Source organism: Micromonospora sp. NPDC003241 (assembly GCF_053589795.1).
The window spans coordinates 25,355-44,875 of the sequence record NZ_JBSFSO010000041.1 but is presented as its reverse complement, the minus strand read 5'-3'; the positions used below and the strand labels follow the sequence as shown (position 1 = coordinate 44,875).

18 protein-coding genes, 3 pseudogenes and 1 riboswitch are annotated in these 19,521 nt (G+C 72.3%); of the genes and pseudogenes, 5 read left to right on the top strand and 16 right to left on the bottom strand.

All coding sequences use genetic code 11. The features are described 5' to 3' along the window. Nucleotide 1: 1 nt before the first annotated feature. Both ACWDVW_RS25820 and ACWDVW_RS25815 read right to left on the bottom strand, forming a co-directional pair. On the bottom strand, nt 2-787 hold the full coding sequence (locus tag ACWDVW_RS25820) for a TIGR03943 family putative permease subunit (RefSeq protein WP_449953614.1): 786 nt from the start codon (nt 785-787) through the stop codon (nt 2-4). Beyond that, nucleotides 784-1,854 carry a permease gene (locus ACWDVW_RS25815; protein ID WP_449953612.1) on the bottom strand — a complete coding sequence of 357 codons (1,071 nt, stop codon included), beginning with the start codon at nt 1,852-1,854 and terminating at the stop codon, nt 784-786. The genes ACWDVW_RS25820 and ACWDVW_RS25815 overlap by 4 nt, the downstream gene beginning before the upstream one ends. Before the next feature lie 199 nt (nt 1,855-2,053). Further along, a riboswitch (TPP riboswitch) is annotated at nt 2,054-2,159 on the top strand. A gap of 70 nt (nt 2,160-2,229) precedes the next feature. Here ACWDVW_RS25815 and ACWDVW_RS25810 point away from each other — a divergent pair. From ACWDVW_RS25810 to ACWDVW_RS25800, 3 genes are all read left to right on the top strand, one after another. Beyond that, nucleotides 2,230-2,820, top strand: coding sequence for an ECF transporter S component (locus ACWDVW_RS25810; RefSeq protein WP_449953609.1), 591 nt, complete (start codon nt 2,230-2,232; stop codon nt 2,818-2,820). Between the two features lie 77 nt (nt 2,821-2,897). Continuing rightward, a complete protein-coding gene (locus ACWDVW_RS25805) occupies nt 2,898-4,457 on the top strand; it encodes an ABC transporter ATP-binding protein (RefSeq protein ID WP_449953606.1) in 1,560 nt (519 codons plus the stop codon). Further along, entirely contained in the window at nt 4,454-5,254 is an 801-nt protein-coding gene (locus ACWDVW_RS25800) for an energy-coupling factor transporter transmembrane component T family protein (protein ID WP_449953603.1), read from the top strand. The genes ACWDVW_RS25805 and ACWDVW_RS25800 overlap by 4 nt, the downstream gene beginning before the upstream one ends. A 125-nt stretch (nt 5,255-5,379) precedes the next feature. Here the strand turns inward: ACWDVW_RS25800 and ACWDVW_RS25795 are convergent, their stop codons facing one another. Further along, nucleotides 5,380-5,841: a hypothetical protein gene (locus ACWDVW_RS25795; protein ID WP_449953601.1), complete on the bottom strand. Its 462-nt coding sequence runs from the start codon at nt 5,839-5,841 to the stop codon at nt 5,380-5,382. A gap of 394 nt (nt 5,842-6,235) precedes the next feature. Between ACWDVW_RS25795 and gndA the strand changes: the two genes are divergently transcribed. Further along, a complete protein-coding gene (gene gndA, locus ACWDVW_RS25790; RefSeq protein ID WP_449953598.1) occupies nt 6,236-7,681 on the top strand; it encodes an NADP-dependent phosphogluconate dehydrogenase in 1,446 nt (481 codons plus the stop codon). Between the two features lie 101 nt (nt 7,682-7,782). On the opposite strand, the gene ACWDVW_RS25785 is transcribed toward gndA, so the two are convergent. The 3 genes from ACWDVW_RS25785 to recO form a co-directional block, all read right to left on the bottom strand. Then, nucleotides 7,783-7,968 (bottom strand): hypothetical protein, encoded by a 186-nt coding sequence (locus ACWDVW_RS25785; protein ID WP_176095300.1) that lies wholly within the window; start codon nt 7,966-7,968, stop codon nt 7,783-7,785. A 64-nt stretch (nt 7,969-8,032) separates the two neighbouring features. Next, nucleotides 8,033-8,869, bottom strand: coding sequence for an isoprenyl transferase (locus tag ACWDVW_RS25780; protein WP_449953596.1), 837 nt, complete (start codon nt 8,867-8,869; stop codon nt 8,033-8,035). A 17-nt stretch (nt 8,870-8,886) separates the two neighbouring features. Then, nucleotides 8,887-9,729: a DNA repair protein RecO gene (recO, locus tag ACWDVW_RS25775; RefSeq protein ID WP_396751124.1), complete on the bottom strand. Its 843-nt coding sequence runs from the start codon at nt 9,727-9,729 to the stop codon at nt 8,887-8,889. Between the two features lie 137 nt (nt 9,730-9,866). Here recO and ACWDVW_RS25770 point away from each other — a divergent pair, with 137 nt between their 5' ends. Continuing rightward, complete coding sequence (locus tag ACWDVW_RS25770; protein ID WP_449953592.1) at nt 9,867-10,769, top strand: DUF4097 family beta strand repeat-containing protein; 903 nt, start codon at nt 9,867-9,869, stop codon at nt 10,767-10,769. On the opposite strand, the gene ACWDVW_RS25765 is transcribed toward ACWDVW_RS25770, so the two are convergent. The 10 genes and pseudogenes from ACWDVW_RS25765 to ACWDVW_RS25720 form a co-directional block, all read right to left on the bottom strand. After that, complete coding sequence (locus ACWDVW_RS25765; RefSeq protein ID WP_449953589.1) at nt 10,756-12,054, bottom strand: acyltransferase family protein; 1,299 nt, start codon at nt 12,052-12,054, stop codon at nt 10,756-10,758. The genes ACWDVW_RS25770 and ACWDVW_RS25765 overlap by 14 nt on opposite strands. Nucleotides 12,055-12,225: 171 nt before the next feature. Then, entirely contained in the window at nt 12,226-13,134 is a 909-nt protein-coding gene (gene era, locus ACWDVW_RS25760; protein ID WP_449953653.1) for a GTPase Era, read from the bottom strand. A gap of 46 nt (nt 13,135-13,180) precedes the next feature. Then, a complete protein-coding gene (locus tag ACWDVW_RS25755) occupies nt 13,181-13,558 on the bottom strand; it encodes a cytidine deaminase (protein ID WP_131053822.1) in 378 nt (125 codons plus the stop codon). Continuing rightward, nucleotides 13,551-14,957: a hemolysin family protein gene (locus ACWDVW_RS25750; protein ID WP_449953586.1), complete on the bottom strand. Its 1,407-nt coding sequence runs from the start codon at nt 14,955-14,957 to the stop codon at nt 13,551-13,553. The genes ACWDVW_RS25755 and ACWDVW_RS25750 overlap by 8 nt, the downstream gene beginning before the upstream one ends. Further along, nucleotides 14,933-15,406: an rRNA maturation RNase YbeY gene (gene ybeY, locus ACWDVW_RS25745; protein ID WP_131053820.1), complete on the bottom strand. Its 474-nt coding sequence runs from the start codon at nt 15,404-15,406 to the stop codon at nt 14,933-14,935. The genes ACWDVW_RS25750 and ybeY overlap by 25 nt, the downstream gene beginning before the upstream one ends. A 15-nt stretch (nt 15,407-15,421) precedes the next feature. Beyond that, nucleotides 15,422-15,784, bottom strand: a pseudogene (locus ACWDVW_RS25740) (PhoH family protein); the annotation flags it as partial. Between the two features lie 282 nt (nt 15,785-16,066). Further along, nucleotides 16,067-16,597: pseudogene (locus ACWDVW_RS25735) on the bottom strand (LAGLIDADG family homing endonuclease); the annotation flags it as partial. A gap of 102 nt (nt 16,598-16,699) precedes the next feature. Then, nucleotides 16,700-17,551: pseudogene (locus ACWDVW_RS25730) on the bottom strand (PhoH family protein); the annotation flags it as partial. A gap of 224 nt (nt 17,552-17,775) precedes the next feature. Continuing rightward, nucleotides 17,776-19,122 (bottom strand): serine hydrolase domain-containing protein, encoded by a 1,347-nt coding sequence (locus ACWDVW_RS25725; protein WP_449953650.1) that lies wholly within the window; start codon nt 19,120-19,122, stop codon nt 17,776-17,778. Nucleotides 19,123-19,151: 29 nt separating this feature from the next. Then, the gene (locus ACWDVW_RS25720; protein ID WP_176095306.1) at nt 19,152-19,514 is read right to left on the bottom strand and encodes a histidine triad nucleotide-binding protein; all 363 of its coding nucleotides are present in this window, start codon (nt 19,512-19,514) and stop codon (nt 19,152-19,154) included. Nucleotides 19,515-19,521: the final 7 nt, after the last annotated feature.

The window sequence follows — 19,521 nt, the reverse complement described above, 5'->3', positions numbered from 1 at the left end:
GCTACTCGTACTGGCGCTTGGGCACCGGCACCTGCCGCCACGACTCGATCTCCAGGTACGGGATCTCGGCGTCGTTGACCGGGTCCCGACCGATCCGGTCGCTGTACCGACCGACCACCTCGACCCAACTGTCGTTGGGCAGCCCGACCGGCACGTCACCGGTGAGCCCGAGTTTGATCGGCCGCCCGTCGGCGGCGCAGCAGGACAGCACCATCCGGGCCAGGATCGGCTCGCCACCGGTGCCGGTGGCCAGGAACCCGGTGAGGACCACCCGCCGGTCACCGATCGAGGCGCCCCGGTCGAACAGCGCCCGGGAGGCGTAGTCGAGCACGCTCACCTGCACCGGATCGCCCTCGGGCAGCGGCGGGTAGTCGGACTCCCGAGGGGCGTTCAGCGCGGTGCCGGCCTGCCCCGCCGCGTACGACCCGAGGGCCGGCGGGGCCACCAGCAGCAGTCCGAGCACGGGCAGGATGAGCAGCCAACCGATCCGGGGTTCGTGGTGGCCGTGACCGTGGTCGTCGTGCTCGTCGTGGTCGGCCGTCACCGGGGCGGCACCGCTCACCGGGCCGGTGGAGCCGCCGCCGGTCGGGGCCGTCGCGCGGGGCACGGAGGGCCGCAGTTCGTACCAGAGGGTCATCACCGCGGCGACCACCAGCAGCAGCCCGGCGGCGATCAGGAAGGGACGCAGTCCCTCCTTGACGTAGCGCAGATAGAGGTCGGTGACGCTGGCCCGGATCACCGCCCCGCCGAGCAGCAGCAGGATCACCGCCTGTGCCTGTCGGTTCACAGCAGCACCATCCCGACTCCGGTGGCCACCAGCAGGGCGACCGCGAACGTGGCCGGCGCGAACCGGAAGGCGAACCGCCGGCCGAAGACACCGGCCTGCATCGAGATCAGCTTGAGGTCGACCATCGGCCCCACCACCAGGAAGACCAGTCGGGACGTGAGGGAGAACTGCGACAGCGAGGCCGCCACGAAGGCGTCCGCTTCGGAACAGAGCGAGAGCAGGACGGCGAGCAGCGCCAGCGCCAGGATCGACAGCCAGGCGTTGTCGGCCAGGGTCTGGAGCCAGCGCTCCGGCACCAGCACGTTGATGCTGGCGGCGGCCATCGCACCGAGCACCAGGAAGCCACCGGCGTGGGTGACGTCGTGCCGGACGGCGGCCCAGAAGGCCCGGCTCCGCCGGGGGTCGTCCAACTCCGGGCGGCGCGGCATCTTGATCCACTCGGTCCGACCGAGTCGCAGCCAGAGCCAGCCCATGATCATTGCCACGACCAGGCTGGCGACCCCCCGGGCGAGGACCATCTCGGGATTGTTGGGGAAGGCGACGGCGGTGGCGACCAGCACGATCGGGTTGACCGCCGGTGCGGCCAGCAGGAACGCCAGCGCCGCCGCCGGGGTGACGCCCCGACGGATCAGCGACCCCGCGATCGGCACCGATCCGCACTCGCAGCCCGGCAGTACCACCCCGGCCGCACTGGCCGCCGGCACCGCCAGCGCCGGGTGCCGGGGCAGCGCCCTGGCCCAGAACGACCGGGGTACGAAGACCGCGATCACGGCGGAGAGGAGGATGCCGAAGACCAGGAACGGCACCGCCTGCACCATGATCGAGACGAACACCGTGGTCCACGTCTGGATGCGGGGATCGTCCAGCGCCCCGGCCAGCGGGTCACGAAAGATGATCAGCAGGACCAGCAGGCCCGCCAGGATCTCCACCGAGCCGATCCGGTCACCGAGCCAGCGCCGGGGCGGTTCGCCGCCGCCCGGTCGGGCCGGGCGCTCCTCGGTGGCCACGCCCGTCGGACGACCCTCCGGTTCACCGGCCGGCGCGGCATGGTCCGTGTCTGTGCTCACCCTGTCGCCTCTCGGCCAAGTGGATCGGCGGCCTGAGATTACCGTCCGGAGCCGATGACGTCGATGGATGTCACGAAACCGGGCGGGTTCCGGCGCGCGCCGACCACTGCCGGAACGCCCGTCGTCGGCACCGGGCATGACCTGCGTAGATCACATTGTCCGTCGATCTTCGAAGGTGTTAGCGTCGGCGGGACAACACCACCTCCGACAGGGGAGCGCACAGCGCTGAGAGTGCGGGTCCGCCCGCAGACCCTCCGTACCTGATCTGGGTAATGCCAGCGCAGGGAGTTCGGTCCACCTCCAGCCCGCCACGGCCCGGCCACGCCGGACGCGGCGGTGCGTCTTGCCTGGTTCGACACTGGACTGGGAGCACTCATGAGCCAACCGACCACCACTCGATGGCGCACCGTCGACATCGTCGTGGCCGCGGTGATCGCCGTCGGCTTCGGTGTCATCTTCTGGGCCTGGGGCCTGCTCTGGCGGGCGGTCGACCCGGCCTTCGCCTTCTTCCCGGCCAGCCAGGCCGTCATGTACGGCGTCTGGCTGGTGCCGGCGGTACTCGGCGGGTTGATCATCCGTAAGCCGGGTGCCGCGCTGTTCTGCGAGGCCGTCGCGGCGACCGTCTCCGCGCTGCTGGGCTCCGAGTGGGGCGGCGTCACCATCGTCCAGGGCCTGCTCCAGGGCCTCGGCGCGGAACTGGCCTTCGCCGCCTTCCGGTACCGCTCGTTCCGGCTGCCCACCGCGCTGCTCGCCGGTGCGCTGACCGGTCTCGGCGCCGCCCTGTTCGACTTCTTCGCCTGGAACGCCGCGTACGAGCTGGGCACCTACCGCATCCCGTACGCCCTGCTCACCGTGCTCAGTGCCACCGTGGTCGCCGGTGCCGGCGGCTACGCGCTCACCAAGGCGCTCGCCGGCACCGGCGTCCTGGACCGCTTCCCCGCCGGCCGCGAACGGAACCTGGTCTGACCCCCCGCCCGGTGGAGCCGGTCCGGCCGGCTCCACCGGGCCACCGACGGGTCGGGGACGAGGAGCGGGGGTAGCAGGTGGGCGAGGTGCGGCTGCGCGGCTTCGGCTGGCGCCACGCCGGGCGGCGCGCCTGGGCGGTACGCGGCGTGGACCTGCGGGTACGCCGAGGCGAACGGGTACTGCTGCTCGGGCCCTCCGGCGCGGGCAAGAGCACCCTGCTCGCCGCGCTGGCCGGGCTGCTGCCGGAGGACTCCGGTGAGCAGGAGGGCACCATCGAGATCGACGGCCGGCCACCGGCCGAGACCCGCGAGCGGGTCGGCATCGTCTTCCAGGATCCGCAGTCCCAGCTCGTCATGGCCCGCAGCGGCGACGACGTCGCGTTCGGGCTGGAGAACCGGGGCGTACCCGCCGGGCAGATCTGGCCCCGGGTGGACGAGGCGCTGCGTCGGGTCGGCTTCCCGTACCCCCGGGACCGCCCCACCGCGGCGCTCTCCGGCGGCGAACAGCAGCGGCTCGCCCTGGCCGGAGTGCTCGCGCTCCGCCCCGACCTGCTGCTGCTCGACGAGCCCACCGCCAACCTCGACCCGGCCGGGGCCGACCTGGTCCGCGCCGCGGTGGGCCGCGCGGTCGACGACGACACCACCCTGATCCTGGTAGAGCACCGGGTGGCCGACGCCCTGCCGCTGGTCGACCGGGTGGTGGTGCTCGACGCTGGTGGCGGCGTCCGCGTCGACGGCCCACCGGAGACCGTCTTCGCCACGCACGGCGACGCCCTCGCCGCCGACGGCGTCTGGGTGCCCGGCCGCCGGATCCCGACCCGCCGGGCCACCACCGGCCCCGGCGAGGTGTTGCTCACCGCCGACCGGCTCGGCCAACCACCCCGGCTGGCCGCGACCGACCTGGCGGTACGCGCCGGTGCGGCAGTCGCCGTGCTCGGCCCCAACGGCGCCGGCAAGTCCACCCTCGCGGTGCTGCTCGGCGGGCTGCTCAAGCCGGGCACCGGGCGACTGGTGGCCGGCGTCGACCTGGCCGGCGCCGACGCCCGCACACCACCGCACCGCTGGCGGGCACCCGCGCTGGCCCGCCGGATCGGCTCGGTGTTCCAGGACCCGGAGCACCAGTTCGTCACCGGCACCGTCTACGACGAACTGGCGCTCGGGCCCCGGCGTACCGGCGCCACCGAGACGGAGGTGCGCCGACGCGTCGACGAGCTGTTGCACCGACTGCGGTTGGACCGGCTGGCCGGCGCGAACCCGTACACCCTCTCCGGTGGCGAGGCGCGGCGGCTGAGCGTGGCGACCGCCCTGGCCACCGCGCCCCGGCTGGTGATCTGCGACGAGCCCACCTTCGGCCAGGACCGACGCACCTGGCGGGAGCTGGTGGACCTGTTCGCGGAGCTACGCGACGCCGGCCACGCCCTGGTGACGGTCACCCACGACGCCGAGTTCGTCGCCGCGCTCGCCGACCGGACGCTGACGCTGACGCCCGCACCGGCACCCGGCGCCCCGTCGTCCCCGACCTCGGCCGCACGGTCCACCGCCGCGCAGCCCACCGCCGCGTGGTCTCCGACCGCGCGGTCCGAGGCCGCACCCCCTCCGGAACCACCACCGGCGTCTCCTCCGGTGGGGTTCCGATGATCGACCTGGAACCGGTCGCCCGGCCGGACGCGCCGCTGGCCCGGCGGAATCCGGTGGCCAAGCTGGCGGCGGCGCTGCTGTTCGCGTTTCCGCTGCTGGCAACGCTGGACCCGGTCGCACCGGCTATCGCGATCGCGGTCGAGTTGGCGGTCCTGCCGCTGTTCGGCGTGCGCTACCGGGTGCTGTTCCGTCGGGTGTGGCCGTTGCTGGCAGCCGCCGTGGGCGTCCTGGTCACGCTGGTGCTCTTCGCCGCGGACCGCTCGGGCCGGGTACTGCTCGACGCCGGACCGGTCGTGGTCACCTCGACGGTGCTGCTCACCGCGCTCGGCCTGGTGCTGCGCCTGTTCGCGGTGGCCCTGCCCGGCGTGATCGTCTTCGCCACCACCGATCCCACCGACCTGGCCGACGCGCTGGTGCAGAACGCCCGCGCACCGGCCCGCTTCGCGATCGGTGCGCTGGCGGCGTTCCGGCTGCTGCCGCTGCTCGGGCAGGAGTGGCAGATGATCGTCATGGCCCGGCGCGCACGGGGGGTGGAGGCGGGACGCAACCCGGTGGCGAAACTGCGGCTCTTCGTGTCCACCGCGTTCACGCTGCTGGTCGGCGCGATCCGCCGGGGCACCCGGCTGGCGGTCGCGATGGACGCGCGCGGCTTCGACGCCGGGGTACCGCGTACCGTCGCCCGCCGGCAGCATTTCGGTGCCGCCGACTGGCTGCTGGTCGTCGTCGCGACGGCGTTGGCCGTCACCGCGTTGGGCGTCAGCGTCGCGCTCGGCACCTTCCGGCCGCTGATCGGCTGAACCCTGCGACCGTGGTGGGTAGATCTGTTGTCGTTCCAGCGACAACAGATCTACCCACCTGCCGTTCACCCGGGACGCACCGGTCGGTCAGCCACGCACCGGCCAGGCGCACCGGGCCGGGCCGGTCAGCTCCGCCGGAAGGCGTACTGCCGAGCCGCACCGGCACGCTGCGGACGGCCGGAGCCATACCCCTTGCCACGACGGGTCACCGTCGGGCCGGTCGACCGCGCGACTTGCGCTCGCGGCACCTCACGGTCTTCGGAGCGATCCGGTATGGACGGATCAAGCGGATCGCGCAGCGGAGCAAGCCCGGCCGGATCGCGCAGCGGGGAAAGCCCCGCCGGGGCGTGCAGCGCGGCACCCCCGGCCGGATCGTGCAGCGGGACAAGCCCGGCCGGGGCGTGCAGCGCGGCCAGCGCTGCCGGGGCGTCGAGCCCCGACGGCACGGCGAACCCGCCGGGTTGCGCCGGGAACTCCCGGCCGATCGGCGGCGTGAGCGCGTCGGTCGACGCGTCGAAGTCGGGCGGCGTCACCTCGGACACCCGGGCGGCACCACGGGACTTCTTCGGTTTACGGCTGGCAGGCATCGGAGCCTCCTCGCTCGGCGGTGTCGGCGCGTACGCCACGCCACCGCCGTCGGTGGGGACCGCCGGTCGGCGGTCGGGCGGGATCAGCGGAAGCTCGCTCCCGGAGCGGCCACGGAGAACGTCGCGACGACGGCGACGAGGAGGACGCGCGGACACCCGGGAGCGACGGGTCCACGGCCACAGGGGCGGCGGACCGGCTCGATGAAGCGGGTGTCAGTAGCGCATGCCCGCACGCTATCCGGCCGGTACGAGGCACGCATCCGAATTATCGGCGGCCCGGTGGCGTGCGCTACGCGACCACCTGATGACCAGCGGTGGGGGGACGGCGCGGTCCCGGGGCCGGCCGCGATACCGTCGCAGCACTACAGGTAGACGGCGGAAGGTGGCGACGAGGATGGCGGATCGGGCTACGGCGCAGATCGGTGTGACCGGGCTGGCGGTGATGGGCCGGAACCTGGCCCGGAACCTGGCCCGCAACGGGTTCACCGTGGCGTTGCACAACCGCTCGCCGGAACGGACCCGGTCGCTGGTGGCCGAGCACGGCGACGAGGGCACCTTCGTGCCGACGGAGTCCCTGGCGGACTTCGTCGCCGCGCTGGAGCGCCCGCGCGCGGTGATCATCATGGTCAAGGCGGGCGGCCCCACCGACGCGGTGATCGACGAGCTGGTGCCGCTGCTCGAAGAGGGCGACATCATCATCGACTGCGGTAACGCGCACTTCGCCGACACCCGTCGCCGGGAGGAGGCGCTGCGGACCAAGGGCCTGCACTTCGTCGGCACCGGCGTCTCCGGCGGCGAGGAGGGCGCCCTCTGGGGGCCGAGCATCATGCCGGGCGGGTCGGCCGAGTCGTACCGCAAGCTCGGGCCGATCTTCGAGAAGATCGCCGCGCAGGTCGAGGGCGAGCCCTGCTGCGAGCACGTCGGGCCGGACGGTGCCGGACACTTCGTGAAGATGGTCCACAACGGCATCGAGTACGCCGACATGCAGCTCATCGCCGAGGCGTACGACCTGTTGCGGGCCGGCCTGGGCGCGACCCCGTCGGAGCTCGCGGAGATCTTCCGGGAGTGGAACTCCGGTGAGCTGGAGTCCTTCCTGATCGAGATCACCGCCGACGTGCTGGCGCACACCGACGCCGCCACCGGCGAGGCGTTCGTGGACGTGGTGCAGGACCGGGCCGAGCAGAAGGGCACCGGCCGGTGGACCGTCCAGATCGCCCTCGACCTCGGCATCCCGATCACCGGCATCGCCGAGGCGACGTTCGCCCGGTCGCTCTCCGGTCACGTCGACCAGCGCGAGGCGGCGGTACGGGCGTTCCCGGACTCCGGGGAGAAGTGGCAGGTCGCCGACCGCGAGGCGTTCATCGAGGACGTACGCCGGGCGCTGCTCGCCTCCAAGATCGTGGCGTACGCGCAGGGCTTCGACCAGATCCGTGCCGGCAGCGCCGAGTACGACTGGAACATCGACCTCGGCGGCACGGCGAAGATCTGGCGGGGCGGCTGCATCATCCGGGCCCGCTTCCTGGACCGGATCAAGCAGGCGTACGACGAGCAGCCGGAGCTGCCCACGCTGCTGGTGGCGCCGTGGTTCGCGGACACCGTGCGCGACGGTGTGCCGAGCTGGCGGCGGGTGGTGGCCGAGGCCGCCCGGGTCGGCGTGCCGGCACCCGCGTTCGCCTCGTCGCTGGCCTACTTCGACGCGCTGCGCGCGCAGCGTCTCCCGGCCGCGCTCATCCAGGGCCTGCGGGACAACTTCGGGGCGCACACCTACCGCCGTGTCGACCGCGACGGTTCCTTCCACACTCTGTGGGCCACCCCGGACCGCGCCGAGACCCCGGCCTGATCCCTTCTCGCCGTCTTCGGTGTCAGCTCGCCGTCTTCGGTGTTAGGAAGGGTCCCCTGCTATACGCCAGGCGTTAGCAGGGGACCCTTCCTTACACAAACTCAGAAGAAGCGGCGACGCCGGGCCTTCTGTGGGCGGATCAGGTCCGCCCCCTGCGTGAGCAGGCGACTGGCCCGGGACGGGCCTCGCCGGGATTCCATCGAGTGGCTGAGCCGGCGGGCACCGGCGGCCGCCAACGGAACCGCAACGGCCATCACCGCCCACTGGGCGACACGCTTGCGCATCATGTGGGTTCACCTCCGTCAGTGGCTGCTGACGACACTGATACCCAGTCCGACCGGTCGCTAAGCGTCACACGGTCGGGGCCACCGGGTTGGGCAGCGCGCCGCCGAAGCGGCGGTCCCGCTGGGCGTACAGCTCGCAGGCGTACCACAGGTGGCGGCGGTCGAAGTCGGGCCAGAGCGTGTCCAGGAAGACCAGCTCCGCGTACGCGCTCTGCCAGAGCATGAAGTTCGAGGTGCGCTGCTCGCCGGAGGGGCGCAGGAACAGGTCCACCTCGGGCACCTCGGGGTGGTAAAGGTAACGCTCGATGGTCTTCTCGTTGACCTTGCCCGGGTCCAGCCGGCCGGCGGCCACGTCCCGGGCGATCGCGGCGGCCGCGTCGGCGATCTCCGCCTGCCCGCCGTAGTTGACGCAGAACTGGAGCGTCAGCGTCGAGTTCTCCCGGGACATCTCCTCGGCGGTCTGCAACTCGGAGATGACGCTCTTCCACAGCCGTCCGGACCGGCCCGACCAGACCACCCGGACCCCGAGGTCGACGAGCTGGTCCCGGCGACGGCGGATGACGTCCCGGTTGAAGCCCATCAGGAAGCGCACCTCGTCCGGCGAGCGCCGCCAGTTCTCGGTGGAGAAGGCGTACGCCGACAGGTAGGGGATGCCCAGCTCGATGGCGCCCTCGACGGTGTCGAAGAGGGAGAACTCCCCCGCCTCGTGGCCCTTGGTGCGGGGCAGCCCGCGCTCCTTGGCCCAGCGGCCGTTGCCGTCCATCACCACGGCGACGTGCCGGGGCACCGCCTCCGACGGCAGCGCCGGAGGTCGGGCGCCCGACGGGTGCGGCGTCGGCGGCACCGGCGCGCGCCGGACGGCCCTGGTGGATCGGATCACTCGGCTCTCCCTGCTCGACTCCATCGACGCCCGGTCGGGCGTCAGCCCTCGCCGGCCGGGTCGCGCGGCGGGGCCGCCCCGGCGCGTCCGCCACCGGGTCGGACCGTGCCGGTGGCCGGGCCGCCCCGGTCCACCAGCGGCAGCGAGCGTAGCGCGCGCTCCAGGTGCCACTGCAGGTGCGCCGCGACCAGGCCGCTGCACTCCCGGCGGACGCCGGTCTCGGTGGCGTCGGCGATCCGCCAGTCACCGGTGGTCAGGGCGGACATCAGGTCGATGGTGGCCGGGGCCGGATGGGACGCGCCGGGCGGTCGGCAGTCCGGGCAGACCGCGCCACCGGCGGGTACGGAGAACGCCCGGTGCTGCCCCGGGGTGCCGCAGACCGCGCAGGCGGTCAGCGCCGGTGCCCAACCGGCCAGCGCCATGCCGCGCAGCAGGTACGCGTCGAGCACCAGCGTCGTCGCGTGGCTGCCCTCGGCCAGCGCCTTCAGCGCGCCCAGGGTGAGCTGGAACAGCCGCAGCGACGGCTCCCGCTCCACCGGGGTGAGGCGTTCGGCGGTCTCGGCGATGGCGCTGGCCGCCGTGTAGCGGGGGTAGTCACCGAGGAACCGCTTGCCGTACAGGTCGATCCCCTCGACCTGGCTGACGCTGTGCAGCGAACTGCCCAACTCGCCTTTGGGGTCACCGGCGAGTTGCAGGTCGACGTGACCGAAGGGCTCCAGCCGGGCACCGAACTTCGAGGTGGTGCGGCGTACCCCCCGGGCGACCGCGCGCAGCCGGCCGTGCCGCCGGGTGAGCAGGGTGATGATCCGGTCCGACTCGCCGAGTTTCTGCACACGCAGCACCACCGCGTCGTCGCGGTAGAGCTGTCGGCGGTACCCGGCCATCGCGTCATTCTCCCTCCCCGCTCCCTTCCCATCGGAGTGCGGGTCTGCACCCGGGTCGGATCTCAGGGTCCGCTCGGGGTAGGCGGGCCGTCTTACCCCGATGTGCGTCGGACGGCACCGGACGTAGCGTGCTCGACATGGCTCTGCACCCGACCACCCCGGCGCGCCGGACCGCCACGCCACACCCGGCCGCCACCACCCGCCGGATCGCGTCCTCCCGCCGGGGCGGCACCGACCGTCGGGGCGCCTCGTCCCGTCGGGGCGGCACCGCCCGCCGAGGATTCGTGGCGGCGGTCGCGGCCACCGCCCTGATCGTCCTCGCCGGGTGTGACAACCTCTCCTTCGGCCGGCTGGACTTCGACAACACCGAGTCCACCCGGATCACCGCGATCCGGCTCCTGCCCGGCGCCGGTGACGTGGTGGTCCGCGCCGACGGCGGAGTGGACGGAGTCCGCATCAAGCGCGTGGTGCGCTACCAGGGCAACCAGCCGCGCACGTCGTACGAGATCACCGGCACGGAACTGGTGCTGGACACCTCCTGCGGCAACCGGTGCAGCGTCTCCTACGAGGTCACCACCGGCGAGGGGGTCAGTGTGCGGGGCGAGACCGGCTCCGGCGAAGTCGACCTGAGCCGGGTCGGCACGGTGGAGGTCACCGTCGGCTCCGGCGACGTCCGGGTGGCCGGCGCCGCCGGCCCGGTCCGGGTGGAAACCGGCTCCGGCAACATCGAGGTGTACGACGTGACCGAGCCGGTGGTGCTCCGCAGCGGGTCCGGCAACATCACCGCGAACCGGCTCGGTGGCGAGGTGGACGCGGAGGCCCGATCCGGCAACGTCACCGTGGAGCTGAACCGACCCGCCCCCGCCCGCGCGCACGCGTCCAGCGGGAACGTCGAGTTGACCGTGCCGGCCGGCGCCTACCAGGTGTTCTCGACGGTCGGCTCGGGCTCGGCCGACCTCGGCGTACCGCACGACCCCACCGCGAAGCTCGTCCTCGACGTCGCGACCGGTAGCGGCGACCTCGCGGTCACGTCCCGCTGACGTCGCCGCTGCGCCCTCGCTGCCCCGGAACGGACTCCTCCCGCCGCTGGGCGGCCCGACCGGCGGCACGGCCGGCACCGACCGGCTCCTCCGCGCCGGTCCGGTCGCCATCGGCCGGCGCTTCCCCGCCGGATCCCGGAGGGCCGCCATCGGTCGGTCTCTCCCCACCGGTTCCCGGACGCCCGCGATCGATCCGCAGCATCTCGCCACCGGGTCCCGAACGCCCGTCCGGGGTCGGATCACCCACCGGCCGACGCGGTGCGGCCTGCGGGCGGGCCGACGACGGACGCCCACCGGGGATCAGCTCCGGCGGGCGCTGCGCCGCCACGTCCTCGACCCAGCCGAACGCCGCGGTCACCACGCCCACCAGGGCGAAGACCAACACCACCCGGATGACCTGGCCCAGCAGGTTCTGGTGCGACCAGCCGACCACGTCCACCAGCGGCGTGAGCGCGACCACGAAGGCCATGTGCCAGAGATAGACGGTCAGCGCCCGCCGGTTCAGCACGGTGACCGCGCGCCCGATCAGCTCGTTGCGGTCCACCCAGGCGGCGGCCGACGGCGCTCGGCCGAGCGCCACCAGGATGAACGCGGCCGACCAGAGGGCGTTGCCGAGCGGGATGTCGTTCAGGTCGTAACCACGCGGGCCGGGATTGGCGAGGATCCAGGCGCCGCCGGTCGCCGCGAGCGTCAGGACGACCGGCACCAGCACCCGGTTCGTCATCCGGCGCAGCATGCCCGCCTGGTGGGCGAAGCCCAGCAGCCACGCGCCGAAGTAGAGGCCGAACTCGCGCAGCACGCCGTGCGGGTTCTGATAGATGCCGAACTCGATGCAGATCAGCAGGAAGTAGGGGGCGAGCAGGGTGGGCAGCGGGAACCGCCGGAACAGCCAGATGGCGATCGGCGAGGCGAGCACGAACCAGAGGTAGTCCCGCAGGTACCAGATCGGGCTCAGCGCCAGCGCACCCCAGTAGTTCGCCGGTGGATCGACGACCGGGAACAGCCAGAACAACACCTTGGGGGTCAGCGGCAGCCCGGTGAGCAGCATCGCCGGTACGAAGATGGCGGCGACCACCCAGAGCGACGGAAGCAGTCGCCGCAGCCGCCGCCCCACCGCCGACGGGCCGACCCGGTACAACGTGGCGGCCATCAACGACCCGGCCATCGCGAACATCACCGACATCGCCGGGAACAGCACGGTCAGCGACGCCCAGCCAGTGACGTGGTAGACGACGACCCGCACGATGGCCAGTGCACGCAACAGGTCAAGGTAACGGTTTCGCATCAGCCTGCATCTATGTCCGGGGGCAGAGGCATACCCTCCCTACCCTCTGATGCGCGCCGCGGAAACGACCAACTACCCAGCGGTATAGTGAAACTTCCCATATGCCTGACCGGTACCGATCAGACGCTGAGGCGCTCGTCGTCCATTTCGTCCGGTACGCGGCGGAGCCGTTCAGAAACCGAGCTTGCGCAACTGCTTCGGATCGCGCTGCCAGTCCTTGGCCACCCGGACGTGCAGGTCGAGATAAATCTTGGTGCCCAACAGCTCCTCGATCTGCCGCCGCGCGGCGGTGCCCACCGCCTTGAGCCGCGCGCCCCGGTGCCCGATCACGATCGCCTTCTGGCTCGACCGCTCGACGTACACGTCGGCGTAGATCTTCATCAGGCGGCCCTCGGGGATCATCTCCTCGACCACCACGGCGATGGAGTGCGGCAGCTCGTCGCGTACGCCCTCCAGCGCCGCCTCCCGGATCAGCTCGGCGACCAGCACCTGCTCCGGGTCGTCGGTGAGCATGTCGTCCGGATAGAGCTGCGGGGACTCGGGGAGATACCCCGTCATCACCTCGACCAGGGTGTCCACCTGGTGCCCGGAGACCGCGCTGACCGGCACCACCTCCGCGAACTCGCCCAGCTCGCTGACGGCCAGCAACTGCTCGGCCAGCCGCTTCTTGTCGACCAGGTCGGTCTTGGTGACCACCGCCAGCACGGTCGCCTTCAGCTCGGCCAGCTCCCCGGTGATGAACCGGTCACCACGACCGACCGGCTCGTCGGCCGGGATGCAGAGGCCGATCACGTCGACCTCGCTCCAGGTCTGCCGCACCAGGTCGTTGAGCCGCTCCCCGAGCAACGTACGCGGCCGGTGCAGGCCCGGCGTGTCGACCAGCACCAACTGCGAGTCCGGCCGGTGCAGCACCGCGCGGATGACGTGCCGGGTGGTCTGCGGCTTGTTCGACGTGATGGCGATCTTCTGCCCGACGATCGCGTTGGTCAGCGTGGACTTGCCGGCGTTCGGCCGCCCCACGAAACAGGCGAACCCGGCCCGATAGTCCCGCTCGCCCGGACCGGCGTCCCGCGCGCTCATGCCCGCACTCCGCTCGCTCATGCCGGCACTCCGACGTGGTCGCGGCTCATGCGGTCACCGTGCCGAGGACCGTGCCGTCGGGGGCGGCGAGGTGGACCGGGGCGTCGGCGGCCAGATCGCGTACGGCCGCGTAGCCGGCGCCGTCCAGGGTGGACGCCTCGGTCACCACCACGGCGGCCTCCAGCCGGGTGGCACCCGCCGCAGCCGCCGAGGCGACCGCCAACTGGAGCGCGGTGATGGTCAGCGAGGGCAACGACACGCTCGCCGCCGCGTACGTGCGACCGTCCTGGTCCCGGACGGCCGCGCCCTCCACGGCACCCACCCGACCCCGGGCACCCCGGGCGAGGATGACCAGCTTGCCGTCCTCGGCGCTCAGTTCGGCCTCGGCGGGCAGGGCGGTCGGTACGGCGGGTGACTCAGGCATCGGCGGGCAGCCTCTCCTCGGATCGGTCGGTGTCGCCCCGGGAGGCCGTCGCCTCGCCACCCGGGTTCTCCTGCGTGTCGGACGGCTCGATCCGGTGCACCAGCACCGTGTCGATCCGGTTGCGGCGGCCGGTGGTGCCCTCGGCGATCAGCCGCAGGCCGGACACCTCCGCCTCGGCGCCGGGAATCGGCACCCGGCCGAGGGACTGGGCGAGCAGACCGCCCACCGTCTCGACCTCGTCGTGTGGCAGCTCGGTGTCGAACAGCTCGCCGAGCGCCTCCACCGGCAGCCGGGCGGTGACCCGCACCGCGCCGTCCGGCAACTGCTCGATCGGCGGGCGCTCGACGTCGTACTCGTCGGTGATCTCACCGACGATCTCTTCGAGGATGTCCTCGATGGTGACCAGACCACCGGTGCCGCCGTACTCGTCGACCACGATGACCAGGTGGTTGCGGGCGGCCTGCATCTCGGAGAGCAGGTCGTCGACGGGCTTGGACTCCGGCACGAAGGTCGCCGGCCGCATCAGCTCGGCGACCGGGAGCTGTGCGTCCTCGGCGGCCCCGCCCTGGGTATGCCGGATCAGGTCCTTGAGATAGAGGATGCCGAGCACGTCGTCGACGCTCTCGCCGATCACCGGGATCCGGGAGAAGCCGGAGCGCAGGAACAACGCGAGCGCCTGGGACAGGTTCTTACCCGACTCGATCCACACCATCTCGGTACGCGGCACCATCACCTCGCGGGCGATGGTGTCGCCGAGGGCGAAGACCGAGTAGATCATCTGCCGTTCGCCGTGCTCCACCACGCCCCGCTGCTCGGCGAGGTCGACCAGTTCGCGCAGCTCGACCTGGGTGGCGAACGGCCCCTCGCGGAAACCGCGCCCGGGCGTCACCGCGTTGCCGATCAGGATCAGCAGCGACGCGAGCGGATTCAGCACCCGGCCCAGCCAGCGCACCAGCGGCGCGGCCGAACGGCCCACCGCGTACGCGTGCTGCCGGCCGAGGGTACGCGGACCGACGCCGACCACCACGAAGCTGACCACGGTCATCGCCCCGGCGGTGATCAGTGCCGCCCGCCAGCCCGCGCCGAAGGTGTCCACCGCGACCAGCGCCACCAGCGTGGTGGCGGTCAGCTCGGCGAGCAGCCGGAGCAGCAGCAGGAGGTTGAGGTGACGGACCACGTCACCGGCGACCGCCTGGAGCGTACGGGCTCCCCGGGCTCCGTCACGGGCCAGTTCGGCGGCGCGGGCCGGGGAGACCGCGGCCAGGGCAGCCTCGGTCATCGCGATCAGGCCGGCGAGCACCACCAGCCCGGCCGCGAAGACGAGCAGTTGCAGATCGGGTAGGCCGGTGGCGGGCGCGGCCAGCACAGTGTCCATCACCGGGAGCGGGTCGACCGCCAACTGGACAGCAGCCGGGCCTGGAGCCCGAACATCTCCCGCTCCTCCTCCGGCTCCGCGTGGTCGTAGCCGAGCAGGTGCAGCACGCCGTGCACGGTGAGCAGGTGCAGCTCGTCGGCGGCGCCGTGCCCGGCGGTCGCGGCCTGTTTCGCCGCCACCTCCGGGCAGAGCACGATGTCACCGAGCAGGGCCGGTTCGCCACCGGCGGCGGCGTTCTCCCCCGGCCCGTGGTCGACGCTGCCCTCGTCCATGGGGAACGCGAGCACGTCGGTGGGACCGTCGCCGCCCATCCAGCGATGGTTCAGCTCGGTCATGTAGTCGATGTCGACCAGCAGCACGGAGAGCTCGGCGAGGGGGTTGACCCCCATCTCGTCGAGCGCGTGCCGGGCGACGGCGAGTACGGCGTCGGTGTCGACCTCGACACCGGACTCGTTGGCGATCTCGATGGACAACTGTCTTCCCTCGGTCTAGCGGCGCCGGCCGGCGCGGTTGCCCTGGGCAGTACGCCCGGCCACCGCGTGCACGCCCTGGGCCTGCTGGTTCTCCCGCTCGGCGTCCCACCGGGCGTACGCGTCGACGATCTCACCGACCAGTCGGTGCCGCACCACGTCGGCGCTGGAGAGCTGCGCGAAGTGCACGTCCGGGACGCCCTCCAGGATCTCCCGGACCACGCGCAGCCCGCTGGTCGTCCCGCCGGGCAGGTCCACCTGGGTGACGTCACCGGTCACCACGATCTTGGAGCCGAACCCGAGCCGGGTGAGGAACATCTTCATCTGCTCGGGCGTGGTGTTCTGCGCCTCGTCGAGGATGATGAACGCGTCGTTGAGCGTGTTGTGGGTGACCAGGAACTCGTCGGTGACGTAGAGCGAGTCCTCCGCTGCCACCTGGATGCACATCGTCTCCTGCACCCCGGCCGGGATGATCGAGTCGATGAACCGCATCGGGCGGCCACCACCGTGCTCCTCGTAGCGCTGACGCTTCCGGGCCAGCCGGAAGGGTGGGACACCCTCGGGTAGACGGATCTCCACCACGTAGGCGTCGGCCCGATGGGCGACCGAGCGGCCGTTCGCCAGGCCGGGTTTCCGACCCTCCGCCGCTCGGACGCCCCACGTGGCGACACCGCCCAACGACTGGACGAGGTAGACGACGTCGTCCCGTAGCCGGGGAGAGGTCGTCGAATACTGCACGCGGCAGGTGCGTCCCGCCTGCGTCGAGGGCCCACCGTCGGTGTCGAGCAGCCCCTGCAGGACGGCCAGGCGGACGTCGACGCTGTTGTGCTTGTAGACGTCCGGCACGAACTTGGTCCGCGACCTGGCCCCGGCCAGACCCAGCTCCCGGAGCGCGACGGTCACCGGGTTGGCCACGATCACCCCGCCGCGGTGCCCGTGCACGTGCCGGAGCACGTAGTCGTACTCGCTCTTGCGAACGAGTTCGATGTCGGTGAGCGTTTCCTCGATCGCGTGGGCGAGCTCCGGGTCCGCGGTGCAGAAACCCGGCGTCGTCCGGCACGAGATGGAGCCGTCCCCCAGCAGCAGACCGAGCACGTACGGATCGAGCGGAACGTCCTGCGGCTCCAGGTGCACGGGCGCGACGACCGGAAGCTCGTAGCGCCGGGTGTGACCCCGCCACTCCTGGCCGACCATCTCCTGGGTCTCCAGGGTGCGCCGACGGCCGCGCCGTTTGTCCTCCGGCGTGGCGACGGTCCAGAGGTGTTCGCCACAGCACAGGGTGGACGCCCCGTCCTGGGTGGTGACCCGGTAGACCTTCTTGAGCCCCTGCGGGTAGATCCCGATCACCGGCGTGGGCGTCCCGTCCGACCCGATGACCAGATCGCCGATCCGGAGCGATCCGAACGGTTTGAAGCCCTCCGGCGTCAGGACCCGCGCGTCGTACGGCTGTGCCCTACCGCGCATGTATGCCAGCGGGGCGACCTCGATGGTGCCCGCCGCCATCAGCTTCGGGATGGTCTCCGGGTCCAGCATGTCGTGCAGCGCGTCGTAGAGCGGACGCAGGTAGGGGTCGATCTTCTCGTTGAGCGTGCCGGGTAGGAAACCCAGCCGCTCCCCCGCCTCGACCGCCGGTCGGGTCAGGATGATCCGGTTGACCTGCTTGGCCTGCAACGCCTGGACCGCCTTCGCCATGGCGAGGTAGGTCTTGCCGGTGCCGGCCGGGCCGATGCCGAAGACGATGGTGTGCCCGTCGATCGCGTCGACGTAGCGCTTCTGCCCGAGCGTCTTGGGACGGATGGTCCGCCCACGCCGGGACAGGATGTTGAGCGTCAGGACCTCTGCGGGCCGCTCCGCGCCGCCCTGTTCGAGCATGCCGACGGTACGCCGGACGGCGTCTGTGGTCAGGGTCTCGCCTTTCTCGATCAGTTCGAGGAGTTCGCTGAAGATCCGCTCGGCGAGAGCGTTGTCGGCGGGGGCACCGGTGATCGTGATTTCGTTGCCGCGTACGTGCACGTCACTGTTCACGGAGCGCTCGACCAGTCGCAGGATCTCGTCACCCGCGCCGAGAAGGTTGACCATGATCTTCGAGTCGGGGACCGTGATCTTGGTCTGCACCCGGGGCGGGCCGGGAGGTGGGGTGCCGGTCATAGGTCGGGCCGAGGGGCCCTGCGCCACCTGCTCTCGATCTCGGCGCCGGGCCTGCTGCCACGGCGTGCGGATGTTGGCTCCATCGTATCGGTTCAACGGCGCGGACACGCCGCCCATTTCCCCCGGGAACGGCCGGTCGTGGCCCTCGGTGCGCCTGCTCACACGGGCGACGGCGAGTAGCCGGCACACCATCCGACGACTGGTGCACAAGTAGACAAAACTCCTCAGCTCCCGGCCCGGAAGTCGTACCTGTCGAAGGTCTCCTGCCGTCGGGTGAACCGGTAGGTCGCCCAGTGCATCCGGACCACCTCGCCGGCGGAGTCCCGGGTCAGCCGGAGCAGTTCGCCGACCTCCCGCCCGGAGACCGTCCGGAACACGTCCGACTGCTCCGGCACCGGCGCGAAGACCGCCGGCGGCTTCTCCGACGGGTCACCGGCACCCTGGGCCTGCAGGGCACCGTCGTGCCAGCCGAAGACGTACTCGAAACCCTCGCCCCACCAGCGACCGAGCAGCCCGCGCAGGTGCTCCGGAGCCGGTGTGCCCGGCCGCCACGGCACGATGTCGGCCGGGTCGTGCTCGACCGAGGCGGCGAGCAGCCGGTGCGGCAGCTCCAGCACGTCCACGGCGGTACCGGAGGAGCCCAGCACGGCGGCGCCGAACGCGGCGGGAGCGTCCTCGCCGCCTCGCCGGCCGTACACCCCGGCGAGGAACCCGGGCATCGCGCCGTCGTGCCCGACGTGCACCACCCGCTGGCCCTGCGGCAGCAGGAGCAGGCCCAGGCCGAAACCGCCGGACCACGACGTCTCGTCGGTGACCGTCACCGGCCAGCGCATCTGTTCGAGCGTGGCCGGCGCGAGCACCGCGCCGGTCGGGTCCAGCGCCACCGGATCGGCCAGGAAGGCCGCCCAGCGGGCCATGTCACCGGCGGTGCTCCACAGCTGCGCGGCGGGGCCGACCGCGCCGAAGTCGGTCGGCGGCTCCGGACGCGCCTCGTCGGAGTACGCGTCGACCAGGAACCCGGTCGCCGCTCGGGGACCCGGGTCGACCGTGGTCGCGGTCAGCCCCAGCGGGACGAGTACCCGCTCGGTCAGCACCTCGGCCCAGGTCCCGCCCCGCACCTGACCGACCAGCCGACCGAGCAGGGCCATCCCCAGGTTCGAGTAGTGGTAGCGACGGCCCGGCGGCAGCACCCGCTCCGCCCGGACCAGCTCGGCGACCAGCCGGTCGGCGTCCGGCGCCCGCAGCGTGTCCCAGACGTCGCCGTACGGCTCCCGTTGCAGGCCGGCGGTGTGCGACAGCAGGCGACGCACGGTCAGCTCGCCGTGGGCCGGCAGGTCCAGATGCCGGTCCAGCGGATCGTCCAGGTCGAGCAGACCGTCGTCGCGGCACTGGAGGGCGAGCACGGCGGTGAAGGTCTTGGTCACCGACCCGATGCGGAACCGGGTGTCCGCGTCCAGCACGGTGTCGTTGCCGGTGCCGCCGACCGCGCAGGTCCACAGCGGGCGGTCGGCCCGGTGCACTGCCGCCGCCAGGGCCGGCACCCGTCCCCGGGCCTGGACCTGCCGCACCATCCGGTCGAGCCGACCGGTGGCGGCTGTGGTCACGCCACGCTCCGGGCCAGCATCGGCCCGAGCGGCGCACCGCCCAACAGGTGCGCGTGCACGTGGAAGACCTCCTGGCCGCCGTACGCCCCGGTGTTGAACATCAGCCGGAAGCCGTCCCCGAGCAGCCCCTCGTCCTCGGCCACCGCAGCGGCCGTGGCCAGCACCTCACCGGCCAGCGCCGGGTCACCGGCGGCCAGGGTGGCCACGTCGGCGTAGTGCTCCTTGGGGATGACCAGGACGTGCACCGGCGCCTTCGGGTCGATGTCACGGAAGGCGAGCGTGGTGGGGGTCTCGCGGACCACGGTGGCCGGGATCTCCCCGGCGACGATCCGGCAGAACAGGCAGTCAGGAGTACTCACCGGGGCA

Coding starts and splice junctions, on each gene's coding strand:
- ACWDVW_RS25810 (WP_449953609.1), top strand. CDS start 2,230: ATGAGCCAACCGACCACCACTCGATGGCGCACCGTCGACATCGTCGTG.
- ACWDVW_RS25800 (WP_449953603.1), top strand. CDS start 4,454: ATGATCGACCTGGAACCGGTCGCCCGGCCGGACGCGCCGCTGGCCCGG.
- ACWDVW_RS25795 (WP_449953601.1), bottom strand. CDS start 5,841: ATGCCTGCCAGCCGTAAACCGAAGAAGTCCCGTGGTGCCGCCCGGGTG.
- gndA (WP_449953598.1), top strand. CDS start 6,236: ATGGCGGATCGGGCTACGGCGCAGATCGGTGTGACCGGGCTGGCGGTG.
- ACWDVW_RS25785 (WP_176095300.1), bottom strand. CDS start 7,968: ATGATGCGCAAGCGTGTCGCCCAGTGGGCGGTGATGGCCGTTGCGGTT.
- ACWDVW_RS25780 (WP_449953596.1), bottom strand. CDS start 8,869: ATGGAGTCGAGCAGGGAGAGCCGAGTGATCCGATCCACCAGGGCCGTC.
- recO (WP_396751124.1), bottom strand. CDS start 9,729: ATGGCCGGGTACCGCCGACAGCTCTACCGCGACGACGCGGTGGTGCTG.
- ACWDVW_RS25770 (WP_449953592.1), top strand. CDS start 9,867: ATGGCTCTGCACCCGACCACCCCGGCGCGCCGGACCGCCACGCCACAC.
- ACWDVW_RS25765 (WP_449953589.1), bottom strand. CDS start 12,054: ATGCGAAACCGTTACCTTGACCTGTTGCGTGCACTGGCCATCGTGCGG.
- era (WP_449953653.1), bottom strand. CDS start 13,134: ATGAGCGCGCGGGACGCCGGTCCGGGCGAGCGGGACTATCGGGCCGGG.
- ACWDVW_RS25755 (WP_131053822.1), bottom strand. CDS start 13,558: ATGCCTGAGTCACCCGCCGTACCGACCGCCCTGCCCGCCGAGGCCGAA.
- ACWDVW_RS25725 (WP_449953650.1), bottom strand. CDS start 19,122: ATGGTGCGGCAGGTCCAGGCCCGGGGACGGGTGCCGGCCCTGGCGGCG.